The organism is Nocardia sp. NPDC004860 (genome assembly GCF_040609015.1).
In the GTDB taxonomy this organism is placed as follows: domain Bacteria; phylum Actinomycetota; class Actinomycetes; order Mycobacteriales; family Mycobacteriaceae; genus Nocardia.
Window position 1 is genome coordinate 335,873 of the sequence record NZ_JBEXJI010000003.1, and the last position, 18,684, is coordinate 354,556.

An 18,684-nucleotide genomic window follows, 5' to 3' on the forward strand; every position below is an offset into this window, starting at 1 on the left:
TCTGCGGCGTAACGGGTTCCGGCTGCCGGCGGGACCCACCACCGCGGCCCCGGACCGCGCGGGTAGCGGCAATAGCGGGCGTTCGCGCTCGTAGCCATCTCTGAGACAGACTGTCACCCATGCGTTTCCTGGTGATCTCCCGTTCCGAGGTGGACAGCATGGCTCACTACGGATCAAGGGCCGCTGATCGTCGGGACCATTTTCACGTCAGTGAACTGATCGGGGCTTAGGAAGCATGGCTGGCAATATCTTTCAAGGGCGACTGATAGAGATCATCGATCACGACGACCTCAGCGTCGATCAGCGAGTCTTCGAGTTCACCGACCCGGCCATACCCGAAGGCGGCTCACACTTCGCCATTGCAGTCCCGGACCCGGACGACGGGAACGGGTCATGGACCGATGCGGTGGTGAGCCTCCACATCAATGAGGTTCCCGTCGATCTGCTGCTGTGGGCGATCGCAAAGGCCAAGGAGATTTCCCGGTTGTAGGGGCTTTCAGAGGTCCCGGTGATCTCGCGGCCCGCGGCAGACTGCCTGGGTTATGGACATACCGGGGAGCACTAGGAAAACGGCAGTGGCCGGCGCTCGGCCAGTACCAGATCGATGCTGCCGGTTGATCTTCCGACGTGTCACGCTGGCCGTTCCGAACAGCACGGCATGCGGCAGATGAGTGCGTCCCCGGGACAGCCGGTCATGGAGATATGCTCGAGTACTACGCACCACCGATCGCCATGGACGGCACCGTGCGCGTCGAGCAGCCGTCTGGTGCGGCCTGCCCCGCCAGACGTTCATCGATCCACAGCAGGGCTGCGGGCAACGCACTGATCGCGAGAATGGCGTGTTCGCTCAATTGGTCCCGCGTATAGGTCACCGGCGCCCCCGATGCGCACCACTGCGCCACCGTCTGGTCGACCGGCGCGATGGCGACGATCTCGTCGTTCACAGCGTGAAAGAGGAAGAGCGGCACGGTCGGTGCCGTGATGCCGTCGATCTCGTCGAACGACGCTTGTAGCTGCTCCAACAGTTGCGAAAAAGGGATCGTCAGGTAGTCGTTCATGTGCAGGAACGCGTACTTTTCCACGGCGGGCACCGAGCATTCGCCGCCACCCGCCGCCATCAGCGCTTTCCCGGCAGGCGTCAGATACGTGTCGAACACCGCTGCGATCCGCGGATCGGCGCGCATCATGCCCGGCAGGAGCGCCAGCAGGAAACCGGAGAATGGGCCGCCGTCGAGCGACCGCAGGTACTCACTCATGGGCTCCAACGGACCGCCTGCTCCACCGCCCCGAGCAACACCCACCAGTCGTAATTCGGGGGCGTAGGTCGGTTGAACCTGTGAGAGCCAAGCGCTGCCGTACGAGCCGCCGGAGTAGCCGAACGCAGCAACCGGAGTATCGGTGCCCGACAGGCCGAGTGGTGCGAACGCCTCGGCTGCGCGCACTCCGTCGAGCGCGGTATAACCCGGCTGATTCGGGGTGAGCAACGCCCCGTTCGCCCCCTCCCAGTCGGGTACGGAAATCGCATGACCTGACGACAACATCTGGTTGATCGAAATGAAATCCAGCGAGGCGTCGTACTTGTGGTCCATCGGGACCGCTCCTTGCCGGAGCGCGAACGAGGGAGCGCACTGCGGGGCCGAGGCATCTTCGGCAGCCTGATAACTGATCAAGCCTTTGACCTGCCCGGTTCGTGGCCGCAGCACCGTTGTCACGGTCGTGATGGGCTGACCGGCGGTATCGGTCGTTCGATACAGCAACTGCCAGGCATCGGCGTCCTGCGCCTGCGGACCCAGCGAGGCCACCTCGATGGGCCGCGAATTCAGCACGGTGCCCGGCGCCTTCGAGTCCCAGCCCGGCGGCGGGGTGTAGAACGGGTCGTTCTGCGGAATCGGGATCGGCTCCGCACCACCGACCGCGATGGCAGTACCGGTAAAGCACAACACAGCCGAAACCGCGATCAGAACCGAGCGCAGCTGACCGCGTGTGACCACTGAACACGCTGCGCCACAGGCTGATACGACACTGCCCAACATTCGGAATTCCCTCCCTGGAGGGGGCCGACTCCCGCGAATCCCCCTGAGGGCAGTCAGATTACATTCCTCGACCGAGTTCGATACCCGAACCGACAACGAAAATCACGGCTGCCGCCCGCCCAGCTCGCCATGCGCCTCAGTCACCAACACTCGCCCGACGATCTCTATCGCGCTCGCTCATCGGCATGAGCGCGCACTGCCGGCGGTCGTACGGCGCTCTGCCCGTTGATCTTCCGATGCCCGCACGGCCGGTTCGGTCAGCGCGGTATGCGGCAGATCAGTGCGTTGCCCGGCTGTCAGCGTGGAGCGGTGTTGGTGGTGAAGAGGTCGGTGATCGGTTCCCTGGCTGCCCACCCGTCGAACATCGGCTCACGGGAATCGGACTCCGGCGCGCTGCGTCCGTTTGCGGAGCCGCCGACCACCCAGCCCGACATTTCTTCGGATGTCACCACGAACAGGTTTTCCCACTGTGTCAGATTGCGTCCGAGAACCCTGGGGACGGTCGCATACATGTCACCATCGGTCACCATAGCGATGTTGATGCCGGTCATCCTGTTCGGGAGACACACGAAGTCGGCGGGCTTGAACAAGATTTCGACGCGGGGATCGTCGCCGGAGCCGCCCCAGCTGCGCAGCAGAAGGCCAATATGTCCTGGACTCCATTGCCAGACCTCGAAAGTGCGCGAGCTCGCGAAGATATGCATGGAGAAATCTTCGCGCTACCGCGAGCACCTTCAGGCAACGACCCGAATATGGCCGAGCCGTTGATCGTCGAGCCTCCTGTGCTGCCTGCCTTTTGGTGTCATGATCCCTGAGATGGTGATCGAGTTACCCCTCGGGAGTGTCCTGGGCTACCGAGGGAGCGAGACGGAGTTCGGGACCAGTAGCCCTGGTCCAGCTGGCCACGACAAGCCCTGCGGTATGGGAAGCCGAATCGGATATCAACTGGCCCTCGAACTCTTGTCCTTCGGCCGCGCCGGCCAGAACCTGCCACGACGCTCGGCCGGTTGCTTTCAGCGTCCGTGATTCCACGGGATCGAGTTGGCTGAGAGTGGCGGTGTCCACGCACGCGAAGGCCCGTGCGAGGGCGTTGTTGTAGACCACTCCCCGGTTTACCGGGTCAGTGGGCAGCTGTTCACTCGGCGCGGCATCGCCGACGACGAGCATGGCAACGTTGGCGTCCTGCGCGGCCAAGTCCTTCCCCAGTGCCACACACTCGCGCGGGGACGCGTCAAACGAAACCGATTGATAGGCTAATCGTTTGATGAACATCCCGTGCGGACCGTGGGCGGTAGCGAGCCATAGTCCGACCGACAAGGACAGCGGTAGCGGCAGCGCGCCCTGCTCGCCCCGGCACCATGCGATATCCCAGTCCCAGTCGATGCCGTAACGCCGAAGGCTGCCAAATGTGTTGTCAGACTCGTATGCAGTTGTCGTGTCGTCGCATCCAACGATCACCAACAGGTCGGGCAAAGTCGGATCGGAAAGGAACTCCTCGGACCTGCCGATGGCCCATCCGTCAGTCTCGTCGCCGAACTTGGGTATCCGCAGCCGACGGATCGATTCGATACACGCTGCACGTAAGCCATCCAGTTCAGCGGCCGCAGCACCTGCCACCGCAGGTATCAACGCAGGCGGGTGCGGGCAGACAGCGGCTGAGATCAGCGGCACCGGTCCTCCTGAAGATCCTGGTCGCAATCACTTTGGCACAATGGCCGACATGAAGCTCGCGTCCTTACGCGCCTTGGCCAAACCGTACCGTGCAATCCAGTGCGACAAGCCATCCGGAACTCGACAGTAGCGGACGTTCCGTCGGCGTCGGATTAGTGCGTTCGGTTGACTCCCACGAGTGGGAAGCGATTGACGGTGATATGCTCAACGAATCGATGACTTCCGTTGGGCAGCGCGGGATTCCGGCTAGGGTTGAGGCTCGGGGCGAGCGTCTCGAAGATCAATCTCGGGGGATCCATGATCAGTGATAAGAGCATTCAGGAACGTCATTTCCCGACCACCACGTGTTTCGGATGCGGACCGGCCAACCCCTCCGGTATGCATGTTCGCAGCTATCGGGCAGACGACGACACTGTGGTGGGATCGTTCACCCCGGGACCGGACCATGGCAACGGACTCGGCTTGGTCCACGGCGGCGTCATCTCCACTGTCCTGGACTGCCATTCGGGTGCGGTCGTGTTCCAAGCCGCCATCGATCGCGGGTGGTTCAGCGAACACAGCATGGTGGCCCCGTTCGTTACCGCCGGGTTCGACGTCAGCTTCCTGCGCCCCACTCCGCTGGGCCCCAGCCTCGATCTGTGGGCGCACATCGAACAGCTGACCGAGCAGCAAGTCATCACCAATGCTGAACTGCGTTTCGACGGTAAGACGAGAGTCTCGATGCGCTCCATCTGGAAACGGCTCAACCTTCGCTGAGAATCATCCGCGCGTTCTTTCACTACATCGATCACCCACCATCACCGCGCCGGACAGTCCGAGTGCAATGCTCCTGCTCCACCGGCGGGTCGGCAGGTTGTCAAAGGTGATGTTTCGGGATCCGACCAGGGCGGAGGATCGTCCTCTACAGGCATGGGCACGTGCGAGGACACGGCACACTGCATTCGTCAATTCAGTGCGTTCGGTCGGTGCGCGGTCGCCCGAGATGATCTCCGCCGGTGGATTTCAGGTGTGCCGGGTGGGCGGTCCGAACTGCGCGCAGTGCGGCGGTCGTGGATATTTTCACTATCGGGTTGCGGCGAGGTGTTCTCCGTAGAACAGCATCAGGCCGGTGGCTGCGGAAATTGCTGTGAGCAACCAGAATCGGATGGATACCGTGGTCTCGGGCCAGCTGCTGAGTTCGAAGTGGTGGTGCATCGGGGCTATGCGGAACAGGCGGCGGCGAGTTGTTTGGAAGACGACGATCTGCAACAGAACCGAGAGGATCTCGGCGCAGAACAATGCACCGATCACGACCATGAGCAGTTCGGTGCGGGTCGTGATGGACAGCCCGGCCAGCAGCCCACCCAACGCCAGCGATCCGGTATCGCCCATGAAGATCTTCGCCGGTGCCGCGTTCCACCAGAGGAACCCGACGCAGGCCCCGCCCGCCGCAGCGCTGACCAGGGCCAGATCGAGCGGGTCGCGAACCGTGTAGCACCCCACCCCGGGACGGGTCGTGCACGCGTTGGTGAACTGCCAGAACGTGATCAGCACATAGGCACCCAGAGTCAGGCCCATCGATCCCGCGGCCAGACCGTCGAGCCCGTCGGTGATGTTCACCGCGTTCGACCACGCGACCACCATGATGCACACCGCCAGCAGGAACAACGCCGGGACGAACGACAGCCAGCCGACATCGCGCAGGATCGACAAATGCCTGCTGGCCGGGGTCAGGCCGGTGCTATCGGGGAAACGCAGTGCCAGCACGCCGAAAATGATCGCGGCGCCGAATTGGCCGACGTACTTGCCGCGGGCGGTCAGCCCGAGATTGCGCCGCTTGTAGAGTTTGATGAAATCGTCGAGAAATCCGACCACACCCAGCGCGGTGGCCAGACCCAGAACCAGCAGTCCGGAGGCTGTGACTCCGGATGCGTTATAGCGCAAGCCGATCAGATGCGAGCCCAGGTAGCCCGCCCACATGCCGGTCACGATCGCGATCCCGCCCATGGTGGGCGTTCCGCGTTTGGCTTGGTGGCTGCTGGGTCCTTCGGCGCGGATCTCCTGACCGAGCTTCTTCCGGGTGAACAACCGGATCAACAGCGGCGTCAACGTGATCGACACTGCCAGCGCGATCATCGCCGCGAACAAGATCTGCCTCATCTGCCCCCCTGCGAGCCTTCCTACCGCGGCCTGCCGCATCGACACAACTCGAGTGGTCAGATGTTAGCCAAGCACACGACCGAGAGCGACCGCTGTCTGCGTGGCGCACGGCATTCGGCCGAAAGAGGATGTCGTGGGGCGCATGTGGTCTCGCTGTCGGTCGCGCCCGCTCTGTCCGATTCGGACCGCGCGGAATGCGGCTTTTCGGTCAGTCGCGTGAGAAACGGGAGTGCAGCGACTTCGAACTGCGTGTGGCGTACCACACACTATTGAATTCGACGTCTAAGGTTCTGACTCGGTCCGCCCATCAGGGGTAGCTGAGTGGAGGGTTCGACGAATGACGTTCGGGAAAATCACCGCTGCCGTTTTCATGGCAATCTCGGCCGTGGGTATCAGTGCGGCAACCGCCCATGCAGAACCGGTCGTGATGGAGCAGCCGACTGCGGTGACTGCGGAGGGCACGACTTCCGGTGTGGATCATGGAATCAATTACCAGATCACCGTTTCGCCGGTCGACAGGGCAGTTGTCGCCACCGTCGAGAATGGCAAGTTCGAGGTCGCGCAGAACGGTGCGGTGGTGCTCGAGTCCGGCGATGGAGCGGCGGTGACCGAAATCCCGCAATGGCTCGCCATCGACGGGCGTTCAATCGCGCTTGCACAGCGCATCGGTGCGGACGGCCGCACCCTGACGCTGACGCCGACTCCGACGGCAGAAGATATCGCGCAACTGAAGGACATCAACTCCTACGACCGGCTCAAGGAGCAGGTCGACAAGAACCTGCCCGGCATCGTCATCGGCGCCATCGCGGGCGGCATCCTCGGGGCGATGATTCCCCTGGTATGGGGTCTCAGCATTCCGGTGGGTGCGCTGATCGGTGCAACCGTCGGCGGATACGTCTCGGGCGGTCCGGACTTCATCAACGCCGTACAGGGGTGGGTCACCAACCAGCCGTGATCACGGGGGAATGGGCGGATCCACGAGTCGCCCACGGGCAGTTGTCCCGTGGGCGACGCTGTGCTGTGGCGGGGCTCAGTCCTCGATCGGCACAGAGGCGGTGTCGATCCCGGTCCGGTTCAGCGTCGAGTTGCGATAACCGAAGGTGGCGTAGAGGGCGAGACCGAGGAGCAGCCAGACGACGAAGCGGATCCAGGTGACGATGTCGAGGTGGCTGATGAGCCAGATCGAGAAGCCGATGCCGATGAGGGGGACGACCGGCACCCAGGGGGTGCGGAAGGTGCGGTCGGCGTCGGGGCGGGTGTGGCGCAGGCGCATGACGCCGATCGCCACCACGATGAAGGCCATGAGGATGCCGACGTTGGTGAGTTCGGCGGCCTCGCGGATCGGGAGGAAGCCGGCGATGAGCGCGGAGACGATGCCGACCGGCCAGATGACGCGGGTGGGCACCTTGCGTTCGCCGGTCTTGCCGAAGTAGTCGGGCAGCAGTCCGTCTCGGCTCATGGTGAAGCCGACGCGGGTAACGGCGAGCATATTGGCGAATGCGGAAGTGGTGACTCCGACGACCGCGCCGACCGCGATGACCAGGCCCAGGATGCCCATGCCCACGGTGTCGAAGGCGCTGGAGAACGGCGCGGCCACATCGATATCGGTGTAGTTGACCATACCGACGATGACCAGGCACACGAGCAGGTAGACGACCGAGGCGATGCCGAGACTGATCAGGATGGCCTTGGGCAGCAGCTTCTTGCCGTCCTTGGATTCCTCGGCGGCCGCGCTCATGGCGTCGTAACCGTAGACCGCGAAGAACGCCAGCGCCGCACCGGAAACCGCGCCGCCGACCCCGAACGGGAAGAACGGCGTGTAGTTGCCCGCCTTGATGTGGAATGCTCCGGCGACGACGACAATGGCCACGATCAACACCTTCACCGCGACCAATCCCGTTTGCACACGGGCAGATTCCCGGGTGCCACGCGAGAGCAGATAGGCCAGCAGCAGGCAGAGAACGACCGCGAACAGGTCGATCTTGCGGCCCTCGCCGGTGCCGGGCGCGCCGAGCGCCCAGGTCGGCAGATCGAATCCGATGTAATGGGTGATGTAGTTCAGGTAGCCCGAGACCGCGATCGCCACCACCGACACGATGGCGGTGTATTCGAGCAGCAGATCCCAGCCGATCATGAATCCGATGATCTCGCCCAGCGCCACATACGAATACGTATAGGCCGAACCGGCTTTCGGCACCATGCCAGCGAATTCGGCGTAGCAGAGTCCCGCCGCGCCGGAGGCCACGACCGCGATGGCGAAGGAGATCAGCACGGCCGGACCCGCCACCTGGTTGGCCACGACACCGGCCAGAGAGAACACTCCCGCGCCGACCAGGCCGCCCAGACTCAGCGCGACCAGTTGCCACAGGCCCATGCTCTTGGTGAAATCGCCGGAATCGGCATCGGTGACGGGCATTCGCCGCATGACTCCGGCGAGGGTGATGGGCGGGCGTGGGCGGCGGGTGACGACAGACATTGTCGCGCCTTTCAGGTGGTGATTCTTCAACTAGGGGTGGTGGACGGCGGGGGAGTCGAGAGCCTCAGAAGACGAAACCCTCGGGGAACGGATCGGCCGGGTCGAGCAGGTAATTGGCCGTGCCGGTCAACCACGCGCGACCGGTGATCTCCGGCACCACGGCGGGATGTCCGGCGACGCTGACGGTCTCGACCGCGCGGGCGTGGAAGGTGGTGCCGATGAACGAGTCATTGCGCAGCACCTGTCCATAGGAGAGCAGACCGCGGGCGTGCTGGCGGGCCAGCAGCGCGGAGGTGCCGGTGCCGCAGGGCGAGCGGTCGAACCAGCCCGGGTGGATGGCCATGGCGTTGCGGGTGTGCGCGGGTTCGGAGGCCGGATCCAGGAACAGGACGTGCTTGCATCCGCCGATCCGCTCGTCCTCCAGATGCACCGGACGCCGGAATTCATTGATGGCGGCCATTATTCGCAGGCCGGCGTCGAGGATCCGATCCTGTTGGACGCGGTCGAACGGTATCCCGAGCTTGCCGAGATCGACGATGGCGTAGAAGTTTCCACCGTAGGCCATGTCGTAGCGGACGGTGCCGATCCCGGGCACCTCCACCTCGTTGTCGAGGCTGTCGCAGTAGGCCGGGACATTGCGCAGCGCGACCGAATCGGCATGGCCCGCAGTGATGTTCACGGTCGCTACGACGCGCCCGGCGGGAGTGTCCAGGCGGATCTCGGTGACCGGTTCGGTCACCGGCACCATGCCCGCCTCCACCAGCGCGGTAGCCACGCCGATGGTCCCGTGCCCGCACATCGGCAGCAGCCCGCTCACCTCGATGAACAGCACCCCGTAGTGCCCGTCGGCGGTGGTGGCCGGTTGCAGGATGGCCCCGCTCATCGACGCGTGCCCGCGCGGCTCGTTGACCAGGAATTTCCGCAGGCCGTCCAGATTCTCGAGGAAGTAGTCGCGCCGATCGGCCATGGTGTCACCCGGAATCGGACCGATCCCGCCGGTGACCACCCGGGTGGGCATCCCCTCGGTGTGAGTGTCGATGGCGGAGATGATTCTGCTGCTGTGCATCAGGATTGCCCTTCGGTGTCGAGTTCGGCGAGTTCGCGCAATCGCACGACGGCGGCCAGCGGACGCCGGGCGGGAGTGGCGGCGGCCAGGCCGGTGGGTGCGAGATCCGCTGTGCCGTAGTGGCATTGGCTGTCAGAGGCCGCATCCCCGGTACCGGCGGACTGTGCGGCGCGCAGGGCGGCGACGGCGGTCCCGCAGATGCGGCCCTGGCACGGCCCGAGCCCGGCGCGGGTGGCCAGTTTGGTGGCCCGGTAGCTCTCGCCCGCAGCGCCCGCCCAGGCCGTGGTCAGCTCCTCCCGGGTGGTGTTCTCGCACCGGCAGATCACGGTTTCGGGGCGGGACCAGGCCACCACCTCGGTGCCGATCGGGTGCGCTGCGGCGAGCCGGGCGATGAACCGCCGGGCGGTGCGGTGGCGGGTGCGCAGGCCGCGCTCGGCGCTCGGATCGCCACCCGCGGCCGCGATCCCGGCGACGACGCCCTCGACCGCCGCGACCTGCGCCCCACCGATTCCGGTGAGTTCACCTGCCGCCCAGACCATGTCGGCGCTCGTCCGCTGATCCCGGTCGACGCTGACGAACCCGTCGGCGGTCAGGCGCGCGCCCGCGGCCACCGCCAGCTCGTGCTGCGGGGTGAAGCCGTGCGAGACCGCGACCGCGTCCACCGGGATGGTCGTATGGCTACTCGGCACCGGTGCCCAGTGTTCGTCGAGCCGGGCGAGGGTCGCCTCTTCGACCCGGCCGTCGCCCGCGACCGCGACCACCGCGGTCGAGGTGCGCACCGGAATGCGATGGCGCAGACCGGAACCCGCGTACTGGATCAGTTCGGCCGCCTTGCCGGCACTGTGCCGCAGCTCCCACGGCCGGGCGACCCAGTGCCGCAGGATCGCCCGGGCCGGATTGGCCTCGAGCACCGCCCGGACCCGCGCGCCGCCATCGGCCAGGGAGTGGGCGACCGGGAGCAGGAACGGCCCGGTGCCCGACACCAGCACGGACCGCCCGATGAGCAGCCGCTGGGTTTTCGCGAGGGTCTGCGCGGCCCCGCCGGTGTAGACGCCGGGCAGATCCCAGCCGGGGAACGGGCACACGCGGTCGTAGGCTCCGGTCGCGATGATCAGCGCGTCCCCGCGCACCGCTCGATGCGTACGGCGATCACCCTCGAGGCCGATGAGCAATCGCACTGTGGGACAACCGCCCTCGGGGTGGGGTTCGAGGTGGTACACCGCCGCCCGGGGCAGATACTCGCAGCGCGGATGCCCGGCCAGGAGCCGGGCCCGGCGCGCGGCGGCCGCGTACCCGTGCCCCATGGCCAGTGGCCGGCGGACTCCGTAGGCCGCCGGTATGCGGCGGTTGTACTGGCCGCCGAGCGCCTCGTTGGAGTCGATCAGTGTCACCGACGCGCCATGCCGCAGCGCCGCTTCCGCGGCCGCCGTGCCCGCCGGACCACCACCGATGACCACCACATGCCGGTTCATCGCTCGCTCCCGCCCGCTCGGCTCTGACCGGTGACGGTGTCGCCGTCGCGCGCCGGGCGGCGACACAGGCGCACGTCCGGCACGCCGTTGACGGTCGCCACGCAGTCGAAGCACACGCCGATACCGCAGAACACGCCGCGGCCACCGCCGTCGCGCGCGGTGCGCCAGTGCGTGTGCCCGGCGGCGAGCAGCACCGTGGCCAGGGTCTGACCGTGCACACCCGCCACCTCGACGCCGTCGGCGCGGATGGTCAGCGGCCGGTCCGCACGGCCCAGGCGGTCGCGGTCCGGGGGAATCAGATTGGGGCTCATGGTGAGACGTACTCCGTGCTCCAGGTGATGACCGCCGGTCGGTCGACGGTGAAGGCCGCGATGTCGATCTCGTCGGGCCGGCTGGTCAGGGCGGAGGCGACCAGCTGCGCGGTGCCGAGGGCGAGCCCGATGCCCGCGCCCTCGTGGCCGGTCGCGTGCCACAGTCCGGGCAGGCGCGGATCCGGGCCGATCACCGGGAGGTGGTCGTCGACGTAGGGGCGGAAACCGCCGTAGGCGCGCATGATCGCGACGTCCGCGAGCATCGGGAACAGGCGCAGCGCCTTGCGCGCGATCGCGGCGAGGCTGTCGGGGCGGATCCGGTCGTCGAATCCGGCCTGCCGCCGCGAGGATCCGATCAGCAGCGGGCCACCCCGGGTGGACTCCACCACGGCCGAGGATTGCAGCGCGGTATCCGAACTGCCCACCGCGCCGACGTAATCCGCGTCGTAGACCTTGTGGAAGACGGTCGGCGGCAGCGGAGCGGTGATCAGCACATCGCCGCGGCGTGGTTTGACCGCGATCGGCGCGCCCAGCACCGCCGACACCGGACCCGACCACGGCCCGGCGGCATTGATCACCACATCGGCGAACCGGTCGCCGCGCGTGGTCCGCACGCCCAGCAGCCGATCGCCGCTGACGATCGAACCGGTGACAGTGCACCGGGTTTCGACGATCGCCCCGCCCGCGGTCGCGGCGGCGAGCAGTGCCGAGGCCGCGCCGACCGGCTGGACCTGCGCGTCGTCGGGGTAGTGGACCGCGCCGCTCACCTCGGTGGTGAGCGCCGGCTCGGCCGCCGCGAGTGCGGCCGCGTCGAGATCGGCGCAGTGCACACCGACCGCGCGCTGGTCGTCGGCGAAGGCGGCGAGTGCGGACGCACCCGCGTCGGTGGTCGCTACGACGATGCCACCCTTGGGTTCCCACTCGACGGCCGCGACCGCCCGGGGCAGCCGTTCGGCGATGCGCGCGAGCGTCTCGGGCCACAGCCGCCGCGACAGTCGCGCCAGCTCCAGCTCCGGACCGGGGGCCTTGTCCGAGACCAGCACGTTGCCCTCGCCGTGCGCCGTGGTCCCGGACGCCACCTCACCCGCCTCACAGATCCGCACCGACAGGCCCGCCACGGCGAGCCGGTCGGCGAGCGCGCAGCCGATCATGCCGCCGCCGATGATCAGCACATCGGTCCCCCTCACGGACGATGTGCCTGACGTGCCGAATGTCATTGCGCCCGTGCCCCGTTCACCGATCGAGGCACACCCAGCGGATTGTCGTCGCGCAATTCCGGCGGCAACAGCTCCGGCGGCACGGACTGGAACACCACCGGACGCAGGAACCGGGCGATCGACGCGGTGCCCACCGAGGTCGACGCGGGCGCGGTGGTCGCCGGATACGGACCGCCATGCTGCTGCGCGTAGGTCACCGACAAACCGGTGGGCCAGCTGTTCCACAACACCCGGCCCGCCGCGCCCGCCGCCTCGGTGAGCAGGGCGTGAGCGGTACCGTCGGTCGGGTCGCCGAAGACCGAGACCGTCAGCTGCCCGCTCACAGCACGGGCCAGCTCGAGCAGTTCGGCGGTCTCCCGATAGGTCACCACCAGTGCTGCGGGGCCGAACATCTCGTGTGTCAGCGTTTCCGGATCTGCGAGCACGTCCTGGGCGGTGGTGGTCAGCAGCAGGGTGCGCCCCGCCACGCCGCCGCTCAGGATCCGCACCCGCGGGTGCGCGCGCAATTGCTCGACGGCCCCGACGAATCCGGCCTCGATCGCGGCATTGAGCATGTCACCGGTCGGCTCGGGTGCCGACCGGGCCAGTTCGGCGAGCAGCGGCGACCCGTCCGGGACCGCGATGATCCCCGGCTTGGTGCACAGCTGCCCGGCACTGGCCGACAGCGTGCCGAGCAACCCGGCGGCGATCTCGGCGGCCCGTGATCTCGCGGCCGCGGAGGTGACGAAAACCGGGTTGACGGAACCCAATTCACCGTAGAAGGGAATCGGCACCGGTCGCGCGGCGGCGATGTCGAACAGTGCGCGCCCGCCCCGGGTGGAGCCGGTGAACGCGGCCGCGGTGATGGCGGGATGGGTCAGCACCCGCACGCCCGCGCCGACACCGAACACCAGGCCGAAAGTTCCGCTCGGAGCCTGGTTTTCGGTCAGCGCCTCGGCGACGATCGCGCCGACCGCCCGGGACAGCAATGGATGGCCGGGGTTGGCCTTGACGATGACCGGGCACCCGGCGGCCAGCGCGGCGGCCGTATCGCCACCGGCGACGGAGAAGGCGAAGGGGAAATTGCTCGCCGCGAAATTGACGACCGGGCCGAGCGGAATGTTCATCCGGCGCAGATCCGGGCGCGGCGCGCCCATCGGCCACTCGGCGTCGGCGGTGTCGATGCGCACGTCGAGATAGCCGCCGTCGCGGACGGTCTCGGCGAACAGGCGCAGCTGAAACGTGGTGCGCCGCAGCTCGCCGGTCAGCCGTGCCTCGGTCAACCGGGTTTCATTCCGCGCCATGGCGATCAGCTCCGCGGCGCGAGCGTCGAGCCGGTCGGCGAGGTCGGTCAGCGCCCGAGCGCGACCGGCCGCACCCAGCGCCGCCCATGCCGGGGCGGCCCCGGCCGCGGCGGCGACCGTGGCGTCGACCTCGGCCGCCGTGGTGTCGGCGATCGATCCGGCTGTGGTGTCGATCATCGTGTTGTCCTCGTTTCCCGTATTCGCCTGCTCGCCTGTGGATTACCGGTAACCCTTGGCCAGCACCGCCGTGGTGTCGGCGGTGATCTGGGCGGTCAGCCCGGGGGCGAGCGGAATCCGCGGCGGCCGGCACGCGCCGCCGGGCCGCCCGGCCAGGTCCATCGACAGCTTGATGGCGTGGACGAATTCGGTTTTGGAGTCCCAGCGCAGCAACGGATGCAGTTCCCGGTACAGCGGCAGGGCCTTGTCCAGGTCGCGGTTGACCGCCGCGTTGTACAGCTCCACGGTCACCTGCGGAATGGCGTTGGGGTAGCCCGCCACCCAGCCGACCGCGCCCGCGATGCCCAGTTCCAGCACCACGTCGTCGGAACCGATCAGCACGTCGAGTTCCGGTGCCAGTTCCTTGATTTCGTAGAATCGCCGGACATCGCCGGTGAACTCCTTGACGCCGACGATCAGCCCCTCGGCGTGCAGTTCGGCCAGCAGGTCCGGGGTGAGGTCGATGCGGGTGTCGATCGGATTGTTGTAGGCGACGATCGGCAGACCGACCGCGGCCACCGTCCGATAGTGATCGAGGACGACCTCGCGATTGCCCCGATAGATGTTGGGCGGCAACAGCATGACGCACTGGGCGCCGGCCTCGGCGGCCTGCTCGGCCCATTTACGCGCTTGCAGCGCGCCGTAGGCGGCGATGCCGGGCATGACCGTGAAGCCTGGCGGCGCGGCCTCGATGGCGGTGGTCACCACCCGGGCGCGTTCGGTGTCATCGAGGGTCTGGTACTCCCCGAGCGAGCCGTTGGGGCTCACGCCGTGGCAGCCGTTGGCCGCCAGCCACCGTACGTGCTCGGCGTAGGCGTCGTAGTCGACCGAGAGATCCTCGGTGAACGGCAGGGTGGTCGCGACGATCACCCCGTGCCAGGGCTTGTTCGCCGGCGACGTGGTGGTTTCGGACATGTGAGCCTCCATCGGGTGAGAGTCCGGGGAGAGCGTCCCGGCCGCCTGTCACCATGTGACGTGTGACATTGCACTGACGGTAAGTGATGGAGTCATGCCCGGTCAACCACTTGCGTGATCCGGGTCACCACCCTATGGTGCAATGTCACACATCACAGATGAGGGTGGCGCATGACTGCAGTTGACGACTCCGCGACAGCACGGCAATCCGATCCGAGCCCGACAACCCCGCCGACCGGACTGCGCCGGATCGTGGCCGCGGCCATGGTCGGCGCGGTCGCCGAGTGGTACGAATTCTTCCTCTACGGCACGGCATCCGCGCTGGTCTTCGGGGAGGTGTTCTTCCGCTCCAACGGCAATGCCGTCGACGGGATCATCGCCGCCTTCGCGCTCTACGCCGTCGGGTTCCTGGCCCGGCCCTTCGGTGGAATCCTGTTCGGGCACTTCGGAGATCGCGTCGGACGCAAGGCGCTGTTGCAGCTGAGCCTGGTCGTGGTGGGCATCACCACGTTCCTGATGGGCTGCCTGCCCACCTTCGCCACGGTCGGCTACTGGGCCCCGGTGCTGCTGGTGACGCTGCGCCTGATCCAGGGCTTCGCGTTCGGCGGCGAATGGGGCGGGGCGGTGCTATTGGTCAGCGAGCACAGCCCCGACCACCGGCGTGGGTTCTGGGCGAGCTGGCCGCAGTCGGGCGTGCCGCTGGGCAATGTCCTGGCGACCGTGGTCATGCTGGTGCTGTCGGCGAATCTGTCCGACGCGCAGTTTCTTTCGTGGGGCTGGCGGATCGGCTTCTGGCTGTCGGCCGTCGTCGTGCTGATCGGCTACTGGGTGCGCTCCAGCGTCGATGACGCACCGATCTTCCGCGAGGCGCAGCAGCGGTTGGACGCCGACCGGCGCCACGCGCTCGGCATCGTCGAAGTACTGCGCCATCACTGGCGACAGGTGCTGATCGGCATCGGCGCGCGCTTCGCCGAGAACATCCTCTACTACCTGGTGGTGACCTTCTCGATCACCTATCTCAAACTCGCCGTGCACGTGGACACCGCGCCGATCCTGGCGCTCATGCTGGTGGCGCACCTGTTGCATTTCTTCATGATTCCGGCGGCGGGCCTGCTGTCGGATGTGATCGGGCGCCGGCCGGTCTATCTCACCGGCGCCGTGCTCACCGCCGGCTGGGGCTTCCTGGCCTTCCCGATGATCGACACCGGGAACTACGCCGTCATCATCGTGGCCATCACCCTCGGTCTGGCCGTCGAATCCCTCACCTACGCACCGTATTCCGCGCTCATGACCGAGATGTTCCCGACGCATGTGCGATATACGGCCCTGTCGTTCTGCTATCAGGTCGCGCCGATTCTGGCCGGATCGCTGGCCCCGCTGATCGCCATCAGTCTGTTCGACCGCTTCCACAGCTCGGTGCCGATCTCGCTGTATCTGATTGTGGCCGCGGCGATCTCGGTGCTGGCGGTCGGGCGGGCCAAGGAGACCGCGGGCAAGTCGCTGCGGACGGTCGATGCCGAGGCCGCATGTGCCGACTCCGGGCCGGCTGTCGAGGGGGCGACGGCTATGCCACGTGACATGGCATAGAATGTCGTGAACCGATCGAATCCATCGATCACGGGCAGGGGAGCCGACCACGTGAGTATCGACCAGTTCACCCAGGTGGAGAAGGTCAGCCTGCGCGAGAAGGTCTCGCGGGCACTGCGCGCGGCCATCATCGCCGGTGAAATGGAGCCCGGCGTGGTGTATTCCGCACCCACGCTCGGCGCGCGGTTCGGAGTGTCGGCCACCCCGGTCCGTGAGGCGATGCAGGATCTGGCCCGGGAGAACCTCATCTCGATTGTGCCCAACAAGGGATTCCGGGTCACCGAGGTGGCCGAGAAGGACCTCGACGACATCACCCGCATCCGGCTGCTGCTGGAACCGCCGGTAGTCCGCGAGGTCACCCCGCTGATTCCCGAATCGGATATACCGCACCTGCGCGCCCTCGCTGAGAAGATCGTCGAAGGTGCCGAAAGCGGAGACCTGGTGGAATACACGGCGGCCGACCAGATCTTCCATCTGACCCTGCTCGGCTACGCCGACAACCCGCGGCTCAACGCCCTGGTCTCCGACCTGCGCGACCACACCCGCCTGTTCGGCCTCGCCTCACTGGCCCAGAAAGGCGAACTGGTCGACGTCGCCCGCGAGCATCTCACCATCGTCGACCTGCTCGAATCCCGCGATCAGGACGCCGTCGAACACTTCCTGCGCGACCACATCCAGCAGGCCCGCGGCCGCTGGGCCAAGCCCCAGGAGTAGCCGGCCGGGCTTTCGGCTGCTCGGTCGAAATCAGTTGGCGGGCTTGCCGAACCAGCGGGCGAGGTGGTTGTTCAGGTCCTGCTGGTTCTCGCCGATCCAGGCGACGTGGCCGTCGGGGCGGAGCAGGATGGCCGGAACATCCAGTGCCGCAGTGGGATCCGCGATGAGGTCGACTCGGTCCGGCCAGCCCTCGACGGTCAGGCGTTCGGTGCGGTCGAGTACCAGGCCGCGGCCCCGATGTAGTCGGTCGTAGAGGCGGCCCTGTTTCAGGTCGATATCGCGCAGCCGGCGGCCGAGCAGGTCGGTGCCCTCGCCGAAGTCGTAGCGGATGTCGATCGCGGTGATCTTCTCGGTCAGATGGCGGTTCACCTCGTCGAAGTCCATCAGTTCGGTGAGCAGCCTGCGCACGGCCTGCGGGCCCGGTTCGGTGGACAGCAGTTCCATCTGGGCGCGGGTGTTGTCCAGTACGTCTTCGGCGACCGGATGACGTTCGGTCTGGTAGGTGTCCAGCAGTGCTTCCGGCGCCCAGCCGCGGATCTCTGCGGCCAGTTTCCAGCCGAGGTTGAACGCGTCCTGAACGCCCAGATTGAGGCCCTGACCGCCGGTGGGCGGATGGATGTGCGCCGCATCGCCGGCCAGCAGCACCCGCCCGACCCGATAGCGCTCGGCCAGCCGGGTGGCATCCCCGAAGCGGGACAACCAGCGCGGGGAGTGCACGCCGAAATCGGTTCCGGCGATGTCACGCAACCCTTGTTTGAAATCCTCGAGGGTGGGTGGTTCCGCGCGATCCTCGCTGACTCCCTTGGTCGGGACGACGACGCGATAGACCCCTTCGCCGAAGGTCCCGAGGCTGAATACCTTATTGGTCTCGCGGATCTCGGCGACCGTGGCGGCGATTTCCTCTTGCGGCACACCCACTTCCATCTCGCCCATCAGCGTCTCGGTCCGTGCGGGCTCGCCGGGGAAGCCGACGCCGAGCAGTTTGCGCACCGTGCTGCGCGCGCCGTCACAGCCGACGAGGTAACGCGAGCGCAGCCGCTCCCCGCCGGCCAGCTCGACGGTCACACCCTCGTCGTCCTGCTCGAAATCGGCCACCGCACAACCGCTCCGGACCTGCGCACCCAGTGCGATCGCATGTTCTTCGAGTAGATGATTGACGACCGGCTGCGGGATGCCCAGCAGATAGGCGTGCGCGGAATCCAGTCCCTCGGGAGCGGGTTTGGGGATGGCGGCGAAGATACCGCCGACCGGGCGCGGTCTGCCACGTTCGAGAATGCGATCCAGCAGTCCGCGCATCGCCATCAGCTCGATACTGCGAATATGCAGACCGACCAGGCGCACGAACGATACGGGCTCGAGTTCCTTCTCCAGCACGAGTACCCGCACATCGTGCAGTCGCAGTTCGGCGGCCAGCATCGCACCGGTCGGCCCGCACCCGGCAATGATCACATCGAACATGAACCACCCATTCGCCCGGTTTTCTCCCGCCCAGTCGCCGCGGATTCAGCATTCCCGCAGGTCCTGGCATCGGCCGCCAATTGTGCGGCACCCCCGGATCTTGCCGCAAGGGATATATGCCGAAAG

17 protein-coding genes are annotated in these 18,684 nt (G+C 66.8%); 5 read left to right on the forward strand and 12 right to left on the reverse strand.

Annotated elements, in window-relative coordinates:
* Nucleotides 1–235 precede the first annotated feature (235 nt).
* Nucleotides 236–490, forward strand: a complete 255-nt coding sequence (locus ABZV44_RS09230) for a hypothetical protein (RefSeq protein WP_354833697.1) — start codon at nt 236–238, stop codon at nt 488–490.
* Nucleotides 491–713: 223 nt separating this feature from the next.
* Here the strand turns inward: ABZV44_RS09230 and ABZV44_RS09235 are convergent, their stop codons facing one another.
* The 3 genes from ABZV44_RS09235 to ABZV44_RS09245 all read right to left on the reverse strand — a co-directional run bounded on the left by ABZV44_RS09235 (nt 714) and on the right by ABZV44_RS09245 (nt 3,704).
* Nucleotides 714–1,991 carry a lipase family protein gene (locus ABZV44_RS09235; RefSeq protein ID WP_354833699.1) on the reverse strand — a complete coding sequence of 426 codons (1,278 nt, stop codon included), beginning with the start codon at nt 1,989–1,991 and terminating at the stop codon, nt 714–716.
* 338 nt (nt 1,992–2,329) lie between these two features.
* Nucleotides 2,330–2,737: a hypothetical protein gene (locus ABZV44_RS09240; RefSeq protein WP_354833701.1), complete on the reverse strand. Its 408-nt coding sequence runs from the start codon at nt 2,735–2,737 to the stop codon at nt 2,330–2,332.
* A gap of 124 nt (nt 2,738–2,861) precedes the next feature.
* Complete coding sequence (locus tag ABZV44_RS09245) at nt 2,862–3,704, reverse strand: hypothetical protein (RefSeq protein WP_354833703.1); 843 nt, start codon at nt 3,702–3,704, stop codon at nt 2,862–2,864.
* Between the two features lie 297 nt (nt 3,705–4,001).
* Between ABZV44_RS09245 and ABZV44_RS09250 the strand changes: the two genes are divergently transcribed.
* A complete protein-coding gene (locus ABZV44_RS09250; protein ID WP_354833704.1) occupies nt 4,002–4,460 on the forward strand; it encodes a PaaI family thioesterase in 459 nt (152 codons plus the stop codon).
* Nucleotides 4,461–4,766: 306 nt separating this feature from the next.
* On the opposite strand, the gene mraY is transcribed toward ABZV44_RS09250, so the two are convergent.
* The gene (gene mraY, locus ABZV44_RS09255; protein WP_354833706.1) at nt 4,767–5,843 is read right to left on the reverse strand and encodes a phospho-N-acetylmuramoyl-pentapeptide-transferase; all 1,077 of its coding nucleotides are present in this window, start codon (nt 5,841–5,843) and stop codon (nt 4,767–4,769) included.
* A gap of 337 nt (nt 5,844–6,180) precedes the next feature.
* On the opposite strand from mraY, the gene ABZV44_RS09260 reads away from it, so the two are divergent.
* A complete protein-coding gene (locus tag ABZV44_RS09260; RefSeq protein WP_354833708.1) occupies nt 6,181–6,798 on the forward strand; it encodes a hypothetical protein in 618 nt (205 codons plus the stop codon).
* A 75-nt stretch (nt 6,799–6,873) separates the two neighbouring features.
* On the opposite strand, the gene ABZV44_RS09265 is transcribed toward ABZV44_RS09260, so the two are convergent.
* The 7 genes from ABZV44_RS09265 to ABZV44_RS09295 form a co-directional block, all read right to left on the reverse strand.
* On the reverse strand, nt 6,874–8,319 hold the full coding sequence (locus ABZV44_RS09265; protein WP_354833710.1) for an amino acid permease: 1,446 nt from the start codon (nt 8,317–8,319) through the stop codon (nt 6,874–6,876).
* A 64-nt stretch (nt 8,320–8,383) separates the two neighbouring features.
* Entirely contained in the window at nt 8,384–9,385 is a 1,002-nt protein-coding gene (locus ABZV44_RS09270) for a proline racemase family protein (protein ID WP_354833712.1), read from the reverse strand.
* The gene (locus ABZV44_RS09275) at nt 9,385–10,857 is read right to left on the reverse strand and encodes an FAD-dependent oxidoreductase (RefSeq protein WP_354833714.1); all 1,473 of its coding nucleotides are present in this window, start codon (nt 10,855–10,857) and stop codon (nt 9,385–9,387) included. The genes ABZV44_RS09270 and ABZV44_RS09275 overlap by 1 nt, the downstream gene beginning before the upstream one ends.
* Nucleotides 10,854–11,168, reverse strand: a complete 315-nt coding sequence (locus ABZV44_RS09280; RefSeq protein WP_354833716.1) for a (2Fe-2S)-binding protein — start codon at nt 11,166–11,168, stop codon at nt 10,854–10,856. The genes ABZV44_RS09275 and ABZV44_RS09280 overlap by 4 nt, the downstream gene beginning before the upstream one ends.
* On the reverse strand, nt 11,165–12,355 hold the full coding sequence (locus tag ABZV44_RS09285) for an FAD-binding oxidoreductase (RefSeq protein ID WP_354833718.1): 1,191 nt from the start codon (nt 12,353–12,355) through the stop codon (nt 11,165–11,167). Before ABZV44_RS09285 ends, ABZV44_RS09280 begins: the two co-directional genes overlap by 4 nt.
* A gap of 26 nt (nt 12,356–12,381) precedes the next feature.
* On the reverse strand, nt 12,382–13,845 hold the full coding sequence (locus tag ABZV44_RS09290) for an aldehyde dehydrogenase family protein (RefSeq protein WP_354833720.1): 1,464 nt from the start codon (nt 13,843–13,845) through the stop codon (nt 12,382–12,384).
* Nucleotides 13,846–13,887: 42 nt separating this feature from the next.
* Complete coding sequence (locus ABZV44_RS09295; protein WP_354833722.1) at nt 13,888–14,799, reverse strand: dihydrodipicolinate synthase family protein; 912 nt, start codon at nt 14,797–14,799, stop codon at nt 13,888–13,890.
* A gap of 171 nt (nt 14,800–14,970) precedes the next feature.
* Here ABZV44_RS09295 and ABZV44_RS09300 point away from each other — a divergent pair, with 171 nt between their 5' ends.
* A complete protein-coding gene (locus tag ABZV44_RS09300; protein WP_354833724.1) occupies nt 14,971–16,386 on the forward strand; it encodes an MFS transporter in 1,416 nt (471 codons plus the stop codon).
* A 51-nt stretch (nt 16,387–16,437) separates the two neighbouring features.
* Nucleotides 16,438–17,100 (forward strand): GntR family transcriptional regulator, encoded by a 663-nt coding sequence (locus tag ABZV44_RS09305; protein WP_354833726.1) that lies wholly within the window; start codon nt 16,438–16,440, stop codon nt 17,098–17,100.
* Between the two features lie 30 nt (nt 17,101–17,130).
* Here ABZV44_RS09305 and rox read toward each other — a convergent pair whose 3' ends face one another.
* Nucleotides 17,131–18,558, reverse strand: coding sequence for a rifampin monooxygenase (gene rox / locus ABZV44_RS09310; RefSeq protein WP_354833728.1), 1,428 nt, complete (start codon nt 18,556–18,558; stop codon nt 17,131–17,133).
* Nucleotides 18,559–18,684 lie beyond the last annotated feature (126 nt).